The 16581-nt window shown below is 63.5% G+C and carries 17 protein-coding genes and 1 tRNA gene; 10 read left to right on the forward strand and 8 right to left on the reverse strand.

Annotated elements, in window-relative coordinates:
* Window positions 1-864: 864 nt before the first annotated feature.
* From ACP69S_RS15820 to ACP69S_RS15840, 5 genes are all read left to right on the forward strand, one after another.
* Window positions 865-2112, forward strand: coding sequence for a tyrosine-type recombinase/integrase (locus ACP69S_RS15820; RefSeq protein WP_425998818.1), 1248 nt, complete (start codon window positions 865-867; stop codon window positions 2110-2112).
* Between the two features lie 78 nt (window positions 2113-2190).
* Window positions 2191-2952 (forward strand): hypothetical protein, encoded by a 762-nt coding sequence (locus ACP69S_RS15825; protein WP_425998819.1) that lies wholly within the window; start codon window positions 2191-2193, stop codon window positions 2950-2952.
* A 116-nt stretch (window positions 2953-3068) separates the two neighbouring features.
* Window positions 3069-3254 (forward strand): helix-turn-helix domain-containing protein, encoded by a 186-nt coding sequence (locus ACP69S_RS15830; RefSeq protein ID WP_425998820.1) that lies wholly within the window; start codon window positions 3069-3071, stop codon window positions 3252-3254.
* Window positions 3255-3638: 384 nt separating this feature from the next.
* Window positions 3639-3959, forward strand: a complete 321-nt coding sequence (locus ACP69S_RS15835; RefSeq protein ID WP_425998821.1) for a hypothetical protein — start codon at window positions 3639-3641, stop codon at window positions 3957-3959.
* Window positions 3956-4789 carry a hypothetical protein gene (locus tag ACP69S_RS15840; RefSeq protein ID WP_425998822.1) on the forward strand — a complete coding sequence of 278 codons (834 nt, stop codon included), beginning with the start codon at window positions 3956-3958 and terminating at the stop codon, window positions 4787-4789. Before ACP69S_RS15835 ends, ACP69S_RS15840 begins: the two co-directional genes overlap by 4 nt.
* A gap of 109 nt (window positions 4790-4898) precedes the next feature.
* Here ACP69S_RS15840 and ACP69S_RS15845 read toward each other — a convergent pair whose 3' ends face one another.
* From ACP69S_RS15845 to ACP69S_RS15855, 3 genes are all read right to left on the reverse strand, one after another.
* Complete coding sequence (locus tag ACP69S_RS15845) at window positions 4899-5252, reverse strand: hypothetical protein (RefSeq protein WP_425998823.1); 354 nt, start codon at window positions 5250-5252, stop codon at window positions 4899-4901.
* Window positions 5249-5446, reverse strand: a complete 198-nt coding sequence (locus tag ACP69S_RS15850) for a hypothetical protein (RefSeq protein ID WP_425998825.1) — start codon at window positions 5444-5446, stop codon at window positions 5249-5251. The genes ACP69S_RS15845 and ACP69S_RS15850 overlap by 4 nt, the downstream gene beginning before the upstream one ends.
* Window positions 5447-5944: 498 nt before the next feature.
* Window positions 5945-6035 (reverse strand) — tRNA-Ser (locus tag ACP69S_RS15855).
* A 225-nt stretch (window positions 6036-6260) separates the two neighbouring features.
* Between ACP69S_RS15855 and ACP69S_RS15860 the strand changes: the two genes are divergently transcribed.
* Genes ACP69S_RS15860 through ACP69S_RS15875 form a run of 4 tightly spaced genes read left to right on the forward strand, consistent with a single transcriptional unit; the run spans window position 6261 to window position 10889 of the window.
* Window positions 6261-7736 carry an undecaprenyl-phosphate glucose phosphotransferase gene (locus ACP69S_RS15860; protein WP_425998952.1) on the forward strand — a complete coding sequence of 492 codons (1476 nt, stop codon included), beginning with the start codon at window positions 6261-6263 and terminating at the stop codon, window positions 7734-7736.
* Between the two features lie 8 nt (window positions 7737-7744).
* Entirely contained in the window at window positions 7745-9187 is a 1443-nt protein-coding gene (locus tag ACP69S_RS15865) for an oligosaccharide flippase family protein (RefSeq protein ID WP_425998826.1), read from the forward strand.
* Complete coding sequence (locus tag ACP69S_RS15870) at window positions 9184-10116, forward strand: glycosyltransferase family 2 protein (protein ID WP_425998828.1); 933 nt, start codon at window positions 9184-9186, stop codon at window positions 10114-10116. The genes ACP69S_RS15865 and ACP69S_RS15870 overlap by 4 nt, the downstream gene beginning before the upstream one ends.
* Window positions 10116-10889, forward strand: coding sequence for a polysaccharide deacetylase family protein (locus tag ACP69S_RS15875; protein WP_425998830.1), 774 nt, complete (start codon window positions 10116-10118; stop codon window positions 10887-10889). Before ACP69S_RS15870 ends, ACP69S_RS15875 begins: the two co-directional genes overlap by 1 nt.
* Before the next feature lie 68 nt (window positions 10890-10957).
* On the opposite strand, the gene ACP69S_RS15880 is transcribed toward ACP69S_RS15875, so the two are convergent.
* The 3 genes from ACP69S_RS15880 to ACP69S_RS15890 form a co-directional block, all read right to left on the reverse strand.
* Window positions 10958-12136 (reverse strand): O-antigen ligase family protein, encoded by a 1179-nt coding sequence (locus ACP69S_RS15880; protein WP_425998954.1) that lies wholly within the window; start codon window positions 12134-12136, stop codon window positions 10958-10960.
* A 62-nt stretch (window positions 12137-12198) separates the two neighbouring features.
* Window positions 12199-12900: a sugar kinase gene (locus tag ACP69S_RS15885; protein WP_425998832.1), complete on the reverse strand. Its 702-nt coding sequence runs from the start codon at window positions 12898-12900 to the stop codon at window positions 12199-12201.
* A gap of 94 nt (window positions 12901-12994) precedes the next feature.
* On the reverse strand, window positions 12995-14500 hold the full coding sequence (locus tag ACP69S_RS15890) for a GumC family protein (protein ID WP_425998834.1): 1506 nt from the start codon (window positions 14498-14500) through the stop codon (window positions 12995-12997).
* An 85-nt stretch (window positions 14501-14585) separates the two neighbouring features.
* Between ACP69S_RS15890 and ACP69S_RS15895 the strand changes: the two genes are divergently transcribed.
* Entirely contained in the window at window positions 14586-15326 is a 741-nt protein-coding gene (locus tag ACP69S_RS15895) for a polysaccharide biosynthesis/export family protein (protein WP_425998836.1), read from the forward strand.
* A gap of 42 nt (window positions 15327-15368) precedes the next feature.
* Here the strand turns inward: ACP69S_RS15895 and ACP69S_RS15900 are convergent, their stop codons facing one another.
* Both ACP69S_RS15900 and ACP69S_RS15905 read right to left on the reverse strand, forming a co-directional pair.
* Complete coding sequence (locus tag ACP69S_RS15900; protein WP_425998837.1) at window positions 15369-15644, reverse strand: sel1 repeat family protein; 276 nt, start codon at window positions 15642-15644, stop codon at window positions 15369-15371.
* Between the two features lie 173 nt (window positions 15645-15817).
* Entirely contained in the window at window positions 15818-16543 is a 726-nt protein-coding gene (locus ACP69S_RS15905; protein ID WP_425998838.1) for a glutathione S-transferase N-terminal domain-containing protein, read from the reverse strand.
* Window positions 16544-16581 lie beyond the last annotated feature (38 nt).

Here is a 16581-nt window from a genome sequence, read left to right on the forward strand (position 1 = left end):
GCAGACCAAAACCCCTGACTCCATAGCCGCCGTCGGTCAGGCTCCAGACCGCCCACGATCACGTGGAATCGGCGCCCACCATCGCCTGGAATGGGCGCCCACGATCACTGGAATGCGCATTCAGGTCGAAGATACTTAGGCTGGTCTCAGGATCTTTTAGCCGAAGCGGGTGGCGGAGGTGTCTTAATGCCAGTGCTTGCCGGTCATGCGCGGTGCCGACTTGAAGTCGATGTACAGGCTGTTTGCGCCCCGTGTCACGGCGTTGTCGAGGTTAGCGAAGAAAGATCGGCCGTGGCGACGGCATGCTGCGGTCGGCCGTGGGGGCACGCGGTTGAACGGCCCAATTTTCAACTGCCGAAACGGTCTCCCCGCTCCGGGCAAGAGGCGCCAGGAGCGGGCACTGATTCATCGCCAGAAAACGGACCCTTAAGCGCCGTTCTGGATGAAACTCCTGAGCACATCAATCAAGCGACCACCACCTCGGCGTGGGAGAATGCATCCTGGAAGGCAGGGGTCAGGAGTAAACACCAGAGCGATTCGATGTGGGGCTAGAGCAGCAGAAGGCGTAGCACCCAATCAGAACCGTCCTCGCCACCGGCGAACACCCAAAGTGGGGCCGAGAGTAGGGCCGAGGCAGTCATAACCTTAAGATTTCAAATGAAATCACCATCTTAAGGTAGGGTGGTGGCGGAGACGGAGTCCCCCGAACTACAATCCAATGACAGTCAGCACTGACTTTTAGATGCCTGATTTTCCTTTGATAATTGTCACGAATTACCCGCCAACCGTCCACCCACGTTCCATTGCGTTCCCATAAAACCGGCGTATCATTGGGGAACTGTTATGGGAACGAAGGTCTGGGCCATGCCTCGCAAGGTGACGAACGCCCTCACGGCGCTAACGGTGAAGGCGGCCTCGCCCGGCCGTCATGCTGATGGCGGTGGTCTGCATTTGCTGGTGAAGACAACGGGCGCGCGTTCCTGGGTCTTTCGCTTCATGCTGCAAGGCAAGTCGCGCGACGTCGGGTTAGGGCCAGCATCGGGCCAAGACGCCATCAAGCTTTCAGAGGCTCGGGATCTGGCGGCGGCGCTCCGCCTCAAGGTCAAGGCCGGTGTCGATCCACTCGATGAGCGCGACACGCTAGCCGCAAAAGCCCTTGCGGCCGCTCAGGCCGCAAAGGTGGCGGGATATTCGTTTCGGGCTGCTGGCGGGGCCTATATTGCCACCAATGAGCCAAGCTGGCGCAACGCCAAGCATCGCCAGCAATGGGCCAACACCCTGACCACCTACGTCTATCCGGTGATCGGTGACATGCCGGTCAGTCAGGTCGATACGGCCCATGTGCTGTCGATCCTTGAGCCGATCTGGGAGGCGAAGCCCGAAACCGCCAGCCGGGTGCGTGGCCGGATCGAAACCATCTTGGACTCAGCCAAGGCGCGCGGCTATCGCGAGGGCGGAAACCCCGCCCGCTGGCGTGGCCATATCGCCCAGATCCTGCCACCGCGTACCCGCCTCTCCCGTGGTCACCACCGCGCCTTGCCCTATGAGAGCGTCCCGGCGTTCGTGACACGCCTTGCCGACCGCAAGGCCATGGCGGCGCTTGCGTTGGAATTTACGATCCTGACGGCGGCGCGGACGGGCGAGGTCATCGGCGCGACGTGGAGCGAGCTTGATCTGGCCAAGGCGATCTGGACGATCCCGGCGGCGCGCATGAAGGCTGGCAAGGAACACCGGGTTCCCCTGTCAGTGCGAGCGCTGGCGATCCTTGAGAAAGCCAAGATCGACGGCTCTGACTTCCTGTTCACGGGCGACAGTGGCGGCAAGCTATCGGGCATGGCCATGACCATGCTGTTGCGTCGGATGGACGTCGACTGCACCGCGCACGGCTTCCGGTCTGGCTTTCGCGATTGGGCGGCGGAGCGCACCGCCTATGCCCATGAAGTCTGCGAAATGGCACTGGCCCATGTCATCGGAAACAAGGCCGAAGCCGCCTATCGGCGCGGCGACCTGTTTGAAAAGCGCCGCCGACTCATGGACGATTGGGCGGCCTATTGTGTCGGCGACGGCGCGGCTGGAGCAAAGGTGACGCCAATCCGGGGAGCAGCGGCGTGAGCGATTGCAACGCCATTGCCCTGCCCTAACACAGCGGATGCATTTTGAAGCGCTCATCGAAACGCTACGGGGGGATGAATGAGCTTTGCCGATGATGCCGAATTTGCCGCGTTCATCGGCGGGGATCATCGGTTGCTAATGGTGACGGTGGACGCGGTTACCAAGGCCCTGCCTGGATCAACCCCACCACTGCGACCACACTTGGATATGAACTGGCTGGCAATGGCCGTAAGGCGCTCGCTCGCCATCACAATGAGAAACACAACTGACGGTCCCGAGCAGATCTCTAATGCCGAAATTCGCGCCAAACTGAAGCGGCTCGCAAACAAAGCAGGATCAACTTGGCTGGAGTTATTTCAATGTGATCAGGCTGTTCGCGACCGCCTATGGAGCCATGCTTGGCACCATTCGGATGGCGAAGACGGGGAAGACCTCAGCGATGGCATCGTTATGGGCGGGCCCTCCGACTATCGCCGCTTCAATGCGGCCTTAGCGGAACTCGATTGGCTGGCAAACTTCATGCGGCGGGCTGCAGAAGGGACTGAAAGCCAGCCTGGCCCTTGGAGGTTTTCAGTGCAAAAGCGGATACGAATAGAGCGAGGGCAATACCTTGCTCGGATATTTGAGGCCGCATTTGACGCCAAGGTCTCGGCCAACAATTTCCCAAGTGACAAACGGCACAAGCAGCCGACAGCGTTCATGGAATTTTACAGGGCGATGGTGACTTTGGCATTCGGCGAGGCGGAAACATTAAATCTGGCTGAAGTCGTCAAAGAGGCTTGTCGGCTACACCAACTTCAGCAGGCTCAATTCGCCGAAGGTATAATTTCCGGCCTGTAGTGGGGTGTGAATCGCTTCTTGTTAAGCCGAGAAGCTCCCCACCATTGGCCAGTTGGTCAGCGGTATATCCCTAGGCGTCCGCACATGTCGTGGACGGCAATATGGATGCCCCTACCGTGACCAAAGCTTACGGCACACTTGCTGAGGCGATCCAGTTTTCGGGAATGTCCCGAACCTCGATCTATGACGCACTTAAACGCGGCGATCTGACGGCCCGGAAGGCCGGTCGTCGCACCCTGATTACCTTTGCCGATATTGAGGCCTATCTGGCCAGCCTGCCCCAATACAAGGGAGGTGCATGAGCCATGGCCTTTATGGTGCAAGACCCGGCCGTGCAGGGCCGGGCCTCGCTAGATCCGTTTTCGACGTTCGGCTCTGGCGACATTTCTATCGCTTCACCCCGCCGGGTGCAAATGCTGGCGGCGAAACATCGCCTCTCGCCTGCGCTGGCCAGACAGGTCGTTTGGCTCTGCTACGGGGAGTGCTGGCATGACTAGCGCCACGCTTCCCAACCACCGCGCGGCGGCCTTGGCACTTCTAAGCGGCGCGTTCGGGCTAGACCGTAAGGAAGCCGGGTTCCTCGGTCATGTCTGCGTCGCGGACGCCTTGAGCCCGCGCCAATGGGCATGGCTTGAAAAACTGTTAGCTCGCTGCGGCCTGCCCGGTCCGGACCTTGGGGGCGCGCAATGACCTGCTATCCCAACGCCCCCGGGCACCGGCGAGTTGACACCTCAGTTGCTGCTGCAAATGACTTGGCACCCAAGCTGGGTCGACTTCAGCAGATGGCCGAGGAGGCTATTCGGGACGCTGGATTTATCGGCTTCACCGCCGACGAGCTCGCCAGCAAGCTCAAGGTGTCGCGGTACACAATCCAGCCGCGAACCTCAGAACTGAAGCTGAAGGGCCTGATCTGCGACAGCGGCCAACGGCGATCAAATGAGACGGGCAAGAAAGCCATTGTCTGGGTTTCAGCCGATCTCGGCGGAGAACCGGGGGTCAAGAAATGACGAGTGCCGCCGCGCGAAACCCGCGCAACCGGGCTCGGCGTGGCGGCTCTTTGAAACTTCACCGGGGCGGTGGTTTCGGTGAAGTTTTAAAGTTGCAAACAGTAGCAAAAAGTCATGCGCCGCAAGGCGTTGCCGCTCTACTGTGCGAGCGGATTGTCCCGCCTATTATTATAGGTGTTGGACCCAATTTGGTTCGCAAGGCCGGTCGAGGCGGAGCCCGCAACCGCGCCGACCGCGTGAGCCATGCACTGACCACCGCCCAGGTGGCAAACCTTTTGGATGCGATCGACCACGCCAAGGCCGTTGGCTTACCCTTAAACCGCATGATCACGATCCACTGGAAGTCAGCGGGTGTTCCACAGCATGGCATTGCCAAGGCAACCGGGCGCTTCACTGATCTGCTGTCGAAATGCCTCGCAAGGCATGGACACCGGGCGGCGTGGGTCTGGGTGCATGAGAACGGCGACTTCAAAGGGTGGCATTGCCATTTGCTGGCCCATGTCCCGCCCGTCGCTGTCAGGCAGATCAGCAAGCTTCAAAAGCGTTGGCTGCGATCAATCACTGGACGCCCCTACAGGGCAAGGGTGATCCATAGCAGGCCCATTGGAGGCCGCTTGGGGGCAGAGACGTCGATCCCGGCCGTTCATGCCTTCAATCTCGAAATAGCCGCCTCTTACATCCTGAAGGGCGCTCAACCCTCCGCGCTGGATCTCTTCGCATTGAGGGGAAGCGCTCCCGGCGGTCTCATCGTCGGAAAGCGCTGCTCGACGTCATCCAACATTGGCGCGGCGGCCCGAAAATCATGGAACCTCGAATGCCAAGGAAGGTAGCGACCAACCCGTCTTTGGTTATGGGGCTCGCAGGGGCCGATCCCGGCCGACCAGTTCACCGGCGAACCGAAGCTCATCCAATCGACTACATGTTGAGCCCGGCCGTGCGTCAAAGACTACGCTCCGCCAACTCGACTTCGAGGGTGGAAGCGGCTGTGGCGACGTTCTCCAAAGGGTTGGCTGCGCAATAGTTGTCCATCCAACCCTGCAGCGCCTCATACTCGACGGTCTTAAGCATGTTTCCCTTTCGCACGTATGCGGCCCGCGAAAGGTAGCCAGAGACCCAGATCATTGCCGTCATGGGAAAGAGGCTATTGGAATCTTTCCTCTCGGACGTGTATTTACCGCAGCTCATGGTCCCGTGCCCGATGATGCTCTTCACCGGGCCCTGAGTGCTCTGCGCGCTGGCCGGCGTGGAGAGGAGCGTGAATAAAATCGCCGAAGCTGCAACCGCCTTGATCATCCCGCCGCCCTCATAGCCGCATTCATCTGGCCCCGCGCCGATTCCAACCGGGCCTTGGTCGTTGGCTCGCCCTGGTCGCGAACGGCCTTCGCCGACTTCAGGTTCAGGGTCGCCGTCTTGAGCCCCATGATCAAGCTGTTCTTGGTCGAGGGAAAGCCGCGCCGCAGGACGGTCGCCGTCTCGCGTGGGGGCATATCCTTTCGGCACAAGGGCGCAGCTACTGGTCGCGTGGACTACGCCGCGACCAAGGGAGCCAAGGGAGCCAAGGGCAGGCCCTGAGCGATCCGACGGGCCATCTAAAATAGATAAGTTTTGATAAGGTCGGGGCGGTGGTTCGCAGCCGAGTTTCTGCCCACATCGCGCGCGTGCGCGTTATCTATCGCCCGCGATTACAGCTGACGGAACGCGGCTTGGCCTGCACCCATCCTCGCGTGCGGCTCAAGCTAAGTAGCCACACGAAGAGTTTTCGGACGCAGTTGTAACCCATCCACACGCGCCCGGGCTGCGGGCCAGATCAGAGGCCAATCCTACAGGCGGACCATCAGAGCTTTGGTTTGCCTTGATCAAACAGACAGGCGGCGAATCGCGCTTCAGGCGCGCGGCATGACGTATTGCAACGCCGGGCCCATTGGGGAGCGATTATGGGAACAGCTTGATTACTTGATAATAAATCAAAGAAAATCAGTGGGTAGTGGCGGAGACGGAGGGATTCGAACCCTCGATACCCTTTTGGGGTATGCCGCTTTAGCAAAGCGGTGCCTTCAGCCTCTCGGCCACGTCTCCTCCTGAGAGGAGCGGCTGGATAGCCTGTTCGCGGCGACATGACAATCACGCGTAAGCGGAAATCGGTGCGTTAACGTGAAGCTCAGACGGCGACGCTAGGATGAACGCTGTTTTACCGGTTCAGAGCCCATGTCGCCCGTCATCACACGTGATCTCCAGGCCCCGAACACCGCGAACCCCGGCTGCCCTGCCGAGGGGAAAACGGATCCCGCCGCGACGCGCGACCTGTCCGCTCGACACTCGCCTTCCAGCGCGCGGCGCGGCCCTTTCCGTCCTGAGCAGCTGGTGCCGGCTCGCGCCCGCATCGAGGCTCGCGCCCTGGCGCGCGCCTTTCGCGGCGTCGATGGACTTGTGGCCGCCGGGTTCTGCGCGGCCATTTTCTGGGTTCAGGCACAGCGCTCGGGAGACGCTTTACTCGCCGTTAACGCCGCCGCAGCCCTGAGCGCGGGCGTCGTGGCGCTGCTCACGTCGCTGCGCGCGCTTGACGCCTATGTTTTCGCGCGACGGGAGCCCCTGCCCCGCCATCTGCTGCGTGTCGTCGCCGCCTTCGGGGCCGCCGCGACAGTCGTTCTGGCGGTCAACACGATCTGGCCGGCCCTGCCGACAAGCTCGTCGTTTCCGGTTCTCGCCTTCATGGGCCTGGTTCCTCTTTTGACGGTGCTTCACACGACGTGGTGGAATCTGATCGCCCAAGGCCGCCGCCAGGGTCGGCTGACCCCCAACATCGTGGTGGTCGGCGCCACGGCAAACGCCCAGCATCTGATCGAAGCCGCCCTGCGGACGGGTGAGGTCAATGTGCTGGGCATTTTCGACGACCGCCTGGATCGCGCGCCCGAGAACCTGCTGGGCGTGCCTGTGCTGGGCGACACATCGGCCCTGATCGACCACCGCGTTATGCCCTATGTCGACCGTGTGGTGATCGCGGTGACCTCGACCGCGCAAGGCCGGGTGCGGCAACTGGTCGACAAGCTCGACGTCCTGCCCAATCCTATCAGCCTGTTCGTCGATGTCGGCCGCGACGCCGATAGAGACGCCGCCATCTCCCGCATCGCCGACGCCGCCCTGACCGAGCTTTCGGGCGCGGAGATCGACGCGCGTAAGGCCTTCATCAAGCGCCTGCAGGACCTGGTCGTCGGGATCGGCGGCCTGATCGTCGCTGCTCCGGTGATGGCCATCGTCGCGGTCGCAGTGCGCCTGGATAGCCCGGGTCCGATCTTCTTCCGCCAGCGTCGCCTCGGCTTCAACAACGAGGAGATCCTCGTCTGGAAGTTCCGGTCGATGCGCCACGAAATGGCCGACGCCAAGGCCGCGCGCCAGATCAGCGCCAATGACGACCGGGTCACCAGGGTTGGCAAGTTCATTCGCAAGACCAGCCTCGACGAGCTGCCGCAGCTGTTCAATGTGCTGCGCGGCGAGATGTCGATCGTCGGGCCTCGCCCGCACGCGGTCGGAATGAAGACCGGCGACATCGAGTCGGCCAAGCTGGTCGAACAATACGCCCACCGGCACCGCATGAAGCCGGGGGTCACGGGCTGGGCGGCCATCAACGGCTCGCGTGGGCCAGTCGATACGCCCCAACTGGTGCGCGACCGCGTCGCGCTGGACGTCGACTATATCGAGCGCCAGTCGTTCTGGCTGGACCTGTACATCATCGTCATGACCATCCCCTGCCTTCTCGGGGATCGATCGACGGTGCGCTGAGACAGGCGATGTTCTGGCGCGGCGTCCTCGGCTACCTGCCGGTCAATATCGCCCAAGGCGTGGTCGGCCTGCTGACCATCGTCCTGTTCACGCGGGTGCTGACGCCCGAGGAATACGGCGCCTATGCCTTGGCCTTCTCGGCATTGAGCCTGACCCAGACCATTCTGCTGACCTGGTCGGAGGCGGCCATGGCCCGATTCTTCGCGGCGAGGGCGGAGGATGGCCGGCTCCCCGACCACTTCACGACGCTGTATCGCCTGTGGGGCGCCTGCGCCCTGGCGACGCCGGTGATCGCCGCCATCGTCCTGTCCGTCCTGCCTCTGGACGCGCCGATGAAGGTCGCCCTGGCCGCCGCATTCGCCGCCGTCGTCGCCAAGAGCCTGACCAAGCTGTCCCAAGAACGCCGGCGCGCGGCCGGTGAAGTTTCCGGCGCGGCTCTGCTCGACATCGTCCAGACTGTCGGCGGCTTCGCGCTGGGCCTGATCCTGGCGCTTGTCGGTCTGGGCGGCGCGGCCCCTTTGCTGGGCATGGGCGCGATCTCGCTGCTGTGCCTGGTGTTTGTGTTGCCTACGGACCTGGGGCGGATGCGCGGCGGCCGGTTCGACCATGTCATGGCTCGCGATTACGCCACCTATGGCGTGCCGGTGGCGCTGTCGCTGATCCTCGCCTTGGTGCTGTCGATCACTGACCGGTTCCTATTAGCGGCCTATCTCGGCGAAGCCACGGTGGGAGTCTATCACGCCGGCTATTCGCTCGGCAGCCGGACCCTGGACGTGGTGTTCATCTGGCTCGGCATGGCTGGCGGCCCCGCCCTGGTCTCCGCGCTCGAGCGTGGCGGCCCATCGGCCCTGAAGGACGCCGCTCGCGAGCAGGCCTCTTTCATGGCCTTGTTGACCCTGCCGGCTGCGACCGGTCTGGCCCTGGTAGCCCCGTCTCTGGTTGAGCTGATGGTCGGCGAGTCCCTGCGCGCCGGCGCGGCTCAGGTGGTGCCGTGGATCGCCGCCAGCGGCTGGCTGTCGGGCGTCACGACCTACTATCTGCTGCAAGCCTTCACCCTGGGCCGCCGCACGCCGATGCTGATCGCCGCCATGGCGATCCCTGCGCTGGTCAATCTGATCCTCAACCTTTTGCTGATCCCGCGGTTCGGACTGGATGGCGCGCTGTGGGCGACAACCGCCAGCTACGGCGGCGGCGCGGTCGCGGCCTGGGCCTTGGGCCGAAGCGCCCAATCCCTGCCCATCCCATGGGACACCTTGGCGAAGGCCGGCGGCGCCTGCCTGCTGATGGCCGGTGCCGTGCTGATCCTGCCCTCGCCGGGCGGAATTCTCGAACTGATCCTGAAAGCCGGCGTCGGGGCCGCTGTCTATGGCGGCGTGGTGCTGGGATTCAATGTAGACGGTCTGCGTGGCAAGCTTTCCGGCCTTGCCCGGCGAAAGGCGCGTCCGGTATGACCTCCACGGCCAACGAGATCGTCGTCAACAACGCCGCCTGGGCGAACGCCACGCCGCGCCTGTCGGTGCTGATCCCAACCTTCCGCGACGATCCATCGGCCCTCCTCAAGGCGCTGGACGACCCGTCAACGCGCGCCGAGATCATCGTGCTGGACGACGGCAGCGGCGACGAGGCCTTGGCCAAGCGCATCGCCGGCCGGATCGAGCGCTTGCGCCTGCCCGCGCGATTGATCCGGCTGACGTCGAACCAGGGCCGCGCGAAGGGCCGCAATCGCCTGGCCAGTCACGCCCGCGCCGGTCACTTCCTGTTCCTCGACAGCGACATGCTGCCGAACCCCGAGAATTTTCTGGCACGCTGGGCCGCCTTGGCCGAGGGCGAGAACACGCCCATCGCCTTTGGCGGCTTCACGCTAGAGCAGACACCGCTGCGGCCCGAGCATGCCCTGCACCGGGCCATGGCGCTGAAGAGCGACTGCACCCTGGCGCCCGAGCGCGCCAAATCGCCCGAAAAGCACGTCTTCACTTCCAACCTGCTGGTCCGTCGCGACGTGTTCGAGACGGTCGAATTCGACGAGGGCTTCACCGGCTGGGGCTGGGAAGATGTCGAGTGGGCCATGCGTGTGGGTCGCCATCATCCGATCCTGCACATCGACAATTCGGCCACCCATCTGGGCCTGGACACCGCCTCGGCCATGGCGGCCAAGTACGAGCAGTCGGCGTCGAACTTCGCGCGCGTGGTCAGCGCCCATCGCGACATCGTCAGCGCCTATCCCAGCTACAGGGTGGCCCGGGCGCTCAAGCCGTTTCCCGGTCGCGACATCTGGCGACCGATGCTGAAGGCCTTCGCCCTGAACGAGGCCGCACCGACGTCGTTGCGCGCCTTTGCCATGCGGCTCTACCGCGCCGCTCTCTATTGCGAGGCCGTCTGATGCAAGTTTCCCACGACAGGGTCGATGCCTACGAGCCGGACCGCACCCTCAAGGGCAAGCTGCGTCGCCGCCTGATCCGCCTGGCCCATCGCCGTCCGGCCCGCGTGAAGCTGGAGCGGCCGATGGTGTCGTTCAGCTTCGACGACGCGCCCGCCACCGCCTGCGAAGCTGGAGCCAAGGTGCTGGAAGCGCGGGGTCTACGAGGGACCTATTATTTCGCCGCCGGTCTGACGGGTCGTGACGGCCCCATGGGCCGCTTCGCCACCAGCGAGGACGCCGCGCGCCTGCACGCCGACGGCCATGAGATCGGCTGCCATACCTTCTCGCACCTCGACTGCGGTCAATCCTCGCAAGAAGCCACCCTCGCCGATATCGATCAGAACGCCGCCGCGCTGAAATCCTGGGGCGCCGGTGAGCCGGTCAGCTTCGCCTACCCCTATGGCGACGTCGGTTCGGGCGCCAAGACGCTGCTGGCCGAGCGGTTCAAGACCGTGCGCGCCCTGCATCACGGCCTGATCGCCAATGGCGCGGACCTGAATCAGGCCCCCGCCGTGGGGATCGAGGGCGAAGATGGCGAGGCCGTCGCCTTGAAATGGCTGGATCGCGCCCACGCCCGCAAGGCTTGGCTGATCCTCTACACCCACGATGTGTCTACGACCCCGTCCCGGTGGGGTTGCTCAGTCGAGGCTCTGGAGCGCTTGGTCGATGGCGCGATGAACGCTGGTTTCGACGTGGTCACCGTCGCCGAAGGCGCTCGCCGGATAGGGCTCTGACCCTTCGACACCCTCCGTCTACGGAGCGCTCGCAGCGAGCCCACTGAAAACTATTGCCGGGCGCGGCGTCAACCGCGCTCTTGTTGCCTATCCGAGAAGGCCAGTTTGGCCGCGAAGGCCACAAAAAGGGCCCAACGGAAGTCGTTATAGACCACCGCTATGCTCTCGGTCAGCGACACGAGGGTGAAAACCATCAGAAACGGGAAGACGAGCAACGCCCCGCGCTCGCGGAATACAGCGATGATCGCCAGGGCCAAGGTCTGGAGGTAAAACAGCCCCCATGCCACAAGGCCAATGATACCCATACCCAGCCACTGCTCGATCCAGGAATTGTGGGCATGGTGAGCCTGGAAGCCGGCGTCCTTGGTGATCCACGCGAACGGACCCCAACCGGACTTGTCGTCCCACACGGCGGCATAACCATAGCCCGTCCAGGGACGTTGCTCGATCTGACGCATGGCCGCGCTCCAGATCTCGGTGCGGCCGGTCAAGGTGGCGTCCTTGCCAAGCAACTCGAAGAAGACGTTCGAAGCGACCAGGAGGAAGCCCCCCAGCAGCATGGCACCGGCGACGCCGGTCCAAGTGATCGCGGAACCCGCCGCCGGGCTGCGCCTGGCGATGAGCACGAAAGCCAAGGCTGCGCCACCGACCACCAGCGAGATCAGGGAGGTCTTGGAGGTCGACATCAGCACCAGCACCAGCGCCAGTCCCGCGAATAGCCACCAGAGCTTGGCCCGTCGCGGGTTGAGGAGAGCCGCAGCGGAAAGCAGACAGAAACCCAGCGCCATCAGCCCGCCCAGGCCATTCTTCTCCATCCACAGGCCGCGCCACGCCCCGGGGAAAAGCTCGGTCATGACGCCGATGGAGGGCACCGCTAGAGCAGCCACGAAGCTGCCGACGATCAGGACGATAAACGTGGCTCCCACCAGCTCGGCCAGCTCGGCCCACTTGTAGCGTGCGGCAAGGGCGAGGCCGCCCAGGGTGGTGCAGGTCACCGCAAAGGCGCGCCGCGTTGTGACGTCCGGCGCAATCGACCAGGCCGTCGAGCCGATCACGACCAGCATCAGGATGATCAGCAGCGGCTGGCGCAGCAGCACGCGCAGCATGTTTCGCGGATTGAGCGCGATCAGCAGGAAGCCGACGGCATAGGCGGGCAGATAGGCCACGCGCATGAACCCCGCCGCCGACTCGTCGGCGTTCTCGCCAAACAAGGGCAGCGCCCAGCCCCCACTGTAGAGCAGCAGCATGGCGACCGAGGCGCAGAAAATCGCGATCTGGGGCAGGAGGAGCGGCGCCCTCCCCGACGCCGTCACGGGAGGATCGCTCGCAGGAACGCTGGCGGCTCGACCGAAGCCTGGTTGAAGAACACGCCGGCGCAGCGACCGCCGGCCGTGGCTAGGGCGTCCCGAAGCTGGGCTGGTGGTTTCACGTCGGGCTGCTGGGCGGAGACAACCATGACAGTCTGGTCCATGTGCTGGGCCACGGTCAGGGCCGCTTGGGAGCGATCAGTCGACGGACTGTCGACGACGATCACCTCGGCGTGTTGGCGAAGGGCCTGCCAGTACTCCGCCCCGGGGATGATGTGGACCTTCTGACGTCCCCTCAACGCGTCGCGATTGAAGCGCGTGACCCAGAGACGGGGTCCTCCGACGCTGTGGGCGGCCAGATACTTGGCGTCGGGCCAGACGCCGCCGTCTGGCCGGGGCGCGGGCGGCTGCACCGTGAAGAAGGCTGAGCCGTCAGGCGACGCTGCTACCGCCGGTCCCAAGGCGCCGAAGCGCTGGGGATCCAAGGCCATCGTCTGGAATTGCGACGAGGTTGCGAGGTCCATGTCCACCAGCCAGGTCTTGCGACCAGCGCGGGTGGCGGTGAAGCGGGCCAGTTCGCGGGCGATGGTCGAAGTCCCCTCGCCCCTCCGGGCGGCGACGATCTGGATGACGTGCGGACGCCCGGGCGCTGGCGCGCCCAGTGAGCTCCACAACTCCGCCATCTCGGCGTTCAAATCCACCATCCGTCGAATCGCCGCGCGTTCAGGGCTTACAAACTAGCGTCATTCCCTTGGCGCGCGAAAGGCGACCAAAGCACTCACCGCAAAGGGCTCGACACTAGGCTGCGCGCTTGTAGCCGGCGGTGGCGAGCACAGGCAGGTTAAGGGTCCGCGCGGCCGAGGCCGGCGTCTGCAAGCCAGGGCGCAGGAACATCCGGACCAGTCCCGCGCAAAGGGCTGTGAAGGCTGCGAACATGATCGTCAGAGCCAGGATCGGCGTCTTCAGGCTCTTGCCCTTCGAGGGCGCCACGGCGCGCTGGACGATACGGATATTGTCGCTGCTTTCCGACGACATCCGTCGCTGAGCCTCGTCCTGCTGTTCCTTGACGGTGAAATCGCGGACGTTCGACGTCAGCACATCGCGATCGCGGGTCAGCTGGTTGAACTGCGGCTCCAGCTCGGCCAGGCGCATCAGGCGCTGGTTGACGTCCGCGACCTGCTGGACGGCCGTCGCCTGGGACTCGCGCAGCGCCGCCACTTCGGCGCTAAGGTCGTTGCGCGAGGTCTGCAAGGTCTGCCAGATCGGGTTCGGGCCGCTGCGCCGCGCGCCTTCGCCGGCCGTACGGCCAGCGGCGATACCCCTCTCGAGCTGAGCAATCTGGGCGTCGATGTCGCGGACCGGGCTGGCGTCCGGCCGATAGCGCGAGAGCAGGCCTTCGCGATCCAATTTCAACTGGTTGAGCTTCGCGGCCGCCGAGGTGTCGGAGTCGCGATAGAGCACGGTCTCGGCCGGCGTGCGCGCCAGTTCGGTCGAGACCGAAGCCAGACGGGCGACGCGATCCTGAAGCTGAGCCTCGATGGAATATCTCTGCTGCTCGACTTGGCTCTGTAGCTGAGTCAGCGTGGCCTTCTGCGAGGTGAAGTCACCGATGTCGTTGGTGCTCAGGAACGACTGATAGCTGGTGTCGGTCTCTTCGAGCTTTTGCTCGAAGATGTCCTTCTGCCGTTGCAGCACGCGATCATCGGCGCCGATCAACAGGCCCCGGCGATAGGTCAAGTATTCCTCGAGCAGAGTGTTGAGGACCTTCTCGGCCATCTCGGGATGTTCGTTCTGATACGACAGGCGGATGATCGAATTGTCGGGCGCGGTCTCGATCTTCAGGTTGCGCGCGATAGCGTCGCGGCCCAGGGCGATCAGCTTGCGCTTACCTTCCGGCGTGGCGCCCGCGTACTTGGCGGCCTCCGACGGAAACACATTGGCAAAACCAATCTTGCGGATCACCCGCTCGCGCAGCTCGCCGCTGCCCAGGATCTCGGCCTCGGACTGGATCACCTGATCGACATCGGGAACCGCTCCGCGGCCGGCGTCGCCAGCCCGGGGCTCGTAGACATATTCCTGGCCCAGACGGACAAACAGGCTGGATTGGGCGGTGTAGTTCTTCTTCAGGGTCGTCGAAAACGCAAAGCCCAGCACCACAATCACCACGAACACGCCCAACATCAGGAAGCGTTCGCGCCACAACAGGGTGATGAAATCGGTCGGCGCATAGCGCGCACGCGTCGCCCAGTCGCGTTGCGACGGGGGATCATGCGGCACACTGGTCCAGGCGCTCGTCGTCGACATACGAATCCGAAGGGTTCACTCTCGACTTCAAACTGGTCCGCCCGCCCTTAAGGCTTCGTTACCCATTCCTGTTAAGACTTGTCGCATGCAACCGCGCACGCATCTCTCGACGGCCTTGGCCATCATGCTTTTGAGCAGCGGCGTGACCGCCTGCGGCCACGTGGACCACGAGCCTCTTACGCCGGCTCCGCGTCCGAGCGCGAACTTCCCCAATATCGGCTATGCGGACTGGACCGAGCAGGAGCCTTCCTATCGGTTCTATCCCGGCGACGAGGTCGAGGTGACCGTGGCTTCCGCTTCGGAATTGAACAAATCAGCCGTCGTCCAGCCAGACGGGCGGATCGTCCTGCCCCTGCTTGGGCCGGTGATGGCTGCAGATCGTTCGATCTTCGAGCTGGAAGACGCGATCACCGATGCCTATGGCAGCCAGCTGTTGCGGCCGCAGGTACAGGTGTCGGTCAAGGCCACTACGCCCCTGAAGGTATTCGTCGGTGGCGAGGTCGGCAATCCAGGCGTCTACGATATGCCGGGCGACGTGGACGCGCTACGCGCCGTCATCCAGGCTGGCGGCTTCAAGACCTCTTCCAAGCGTAGCCAGGTCGTGATCATTCGTCGCGGCCCGGACGGTCGCGCCATGCTGCGCACGGCGGATCTTCTGAAGGGGATGACCAATCCCGGCGGCGTGGACCTGATTCCGCTTCGCCGGTTCGACATCGTCTATGTGCCGCGCAGCGGCGCAGCCGAGACGGGATTGTTCATGCAGCAGTATTTCCGCGAACTGCTGCCGCTTAACTTCAGCTACGCGATCAACGGCGTCGGCAAGTAGCCTTCGGCGTCGAAGGCCGGACGCTGAACCCGGAAACCGGATTCAGCCGTGGGCCAGCCATTCGCGCGCGGCGCGCTGGGCTTCGGCGACGTCTTCGCTGGCCATCTCTTGCGACAGTTCCTTGCGATAGACCTTGGCTTCGACCGAACCGCGCATGGCCGCCAGGTTGAACAGCATATGCGCCGAGACGTAGTCGACGGGGGCGCCGCCCTGACCGGTCGAATACAGCAGGCCCATGCGGAACAGTTCGTCGCCGGAGGACTCGGGGGTCGGCAGCGGCAGCACGTGGGCAGCCGGCGGTTCGATGCTCATCATCATGGCTTCTTCTCCTCTTCCAGGCCCCTCTGACATTTTGTCGGATCACAGGCCTGAACGCAGAAAAGTCCCCCGCCGCTGAATATATAGTTAAGCGCCGCAACATCATGAATTTAGGGACGAATACATGGTTTCTTCAGGGGTGTTACTCGGCGTAAACGCCTATATACAGCGAGTTAACGCGCTCGCTGTCCGAAGAGCATCTTTCGAGCCTCTTCTGCCGCCTTCCCCGAGGCCTGAAGCCCTCCAGAACGCAGTTCAGCCCCCAGTTTGAAGCCTTTCTGAACGCTTTCGCGGGCGCCGACCCTTTCGAACCACGCCTTCAGGTTCGGGAAGTCTTCCAGGACGATGCCCTGATTTTTGTACGGCACAACCCACGGCCAGCACGCGAAGTCGGCAATGGACAATTGGCCGCAGATGAAATCTCGTCCCGCCAGTTGCTTGTCGAGCACACCATAGAGGCGGTTGGTCTCGTTGGTGTAGCGGACCGCTCCATAGGCGATCTGGCGTTGATCGCTGATGATCGCGGGGGCGTATTGTCGGAAATGATGGGTCTGGCCGGCCATGGGACCCAGGCCGCCCATCTGCCACATCACCCACTGGTCGATATCGACGCGGTCCCGCTCGGTCCCGCCATGGAACTGACCGGTCTTGCGTCCCAGGTACTGCAGGATCGCCCCGGACTCGAAGACCGAGATCGGCTGGCTGTCTGGACCGTCCGGATCGACGATGGCCGGCATGCGGTTGTTGGGGCTGATGGCCAGGAAGTCAGGCTTGAACTGCTCGCCCTTGCCGATGTTCACCGGGATCATCTCGTAGGGCAGGCCCATCTCTTCCAAGGCGATGGAGATTTTCCAGCCATTGGGAGTGGGCCAATAGTGCAGTTCGATAGGACGGTTCATCGGTTTGCTTTCCCGGAAATCTCTGCGTTGGACTCAGC

The sequence above is a fragment of the Caulobacter sp. DWR1-3-2b1 genome (assembly GCF_049895765.1).
GTDB lineage: Bacteria > Pseudomonadota > Alphaproteobacteria > Caulobacterales > Caulobacteraceae > Caulobacter.

Bases quoted from the DNA above. Each gene is read 5' to 3' on its own strand.
- ACP69S_RS15820 (WP_425998818.1), top strand. From the start codon at position 865: ATGCCTCGCAAGGTGACGAACGCCCTCACGGCGCTAACGGTGAAGGCG.
- ACP69S_RS15825 (WP_425998819.1), top strand. From the start codon at position 2,191: ATGAGCTTTGCCGATGATGCCGAATTTGCCGCGTTCATCGGCGGGGAT.
- ACP69S_RS15835 (WP_425998821.1), top strand. From the start codon at position 3,639: ATGACCTGCTATCCCAACGCCCCCGGGCACCGGCGAGTTGACACCTCA.
- ACP69S_RS15840 (WP_425998822.1), top strand. From the start codon at position 3,956: ATGACGAGTGCCGCCGCGCGAAACCCGCGCAACCGGGCTCGGCGTGGC.
- ACP69S_RS15845 (WP_425998823.1), bottom strand. From the start codon at position 5,252: ATGATCAAGGCGGTTGCAGCTTCGGCGATTTTATTCACGCTCCTCTCC.
- ACP69S_RS15850 (WP_425998825.1), bottom strand. From the start codon at position 5,446: ATGCCCCCACGCGAGACGGCGACCGTCCTGCGGCGCGGCTTTCCCTCG.
- ACP69S_RS15865 (WP_425998826.1), top strand. From the start codon at position 7,745: ATGTTCTGGCGCGGCGTCCTCGGCTACCTGCCGGTCAATATCGCCCAA.
- ACP69S_RS15870 (WP_425998828.1), top strand. From the start codon at position 9,184: ATGACCTCCACGGCCAACGAGATCGTCGTCAACAACGCCGCCTGGGCG.
- ACP69S_RS15875 (WP_425998830.1), top strand. From the start codon at position 10,116: ATGCAAGTTTCCCACGACAGGGTCGATGCCTACGAGCCGGACCGCACC.
- ACP69S_RS15880 (WP_425998954.1), bottom strand. From the start codon at position 12,136: ATGCTGCTGCTCTACAGTGGGGGCTGGGCGCTGCCCTTGTTTGGCGAG.
- ACP69S_RS15885 (WP_425998832.1), bottom strand. From the start codon at position 12,900: ATGGTGGATTTGAACGCCGAGATGGCGGAGTTGTGGAGCTCACTGGGC.
- ACP69S_RS15890 (WP_425998834.1), bottom strand. From the start codon at position 14,500: ATGTCGACGACGAGCGCCTGGACCAGTGTGCCGCATGATCCCCCGTCG.
- ACP69S_RS15895 (WP_425998836.1), top strand. From the start codon at position 14,586: ATGCAACCGCGCACGCATCTCTCGACGGCCTTGGCCATCATGCTTTTG.
- ACP69S_RS15900 (WP_425998837.1), bottom strand. From the start codon at position 15,644: ATGATGATGAGCATCGAACCGCCGGCTGCCCACGTGCTGCCGCTGCCG.
- ACP69S_RS15905 (WP_425998838.1), bottom strand. From the start codon at position 16,543: ATGAACCGTCCTATCGAACTGCACTATTGGCCCACTCCCAATGGCTGG.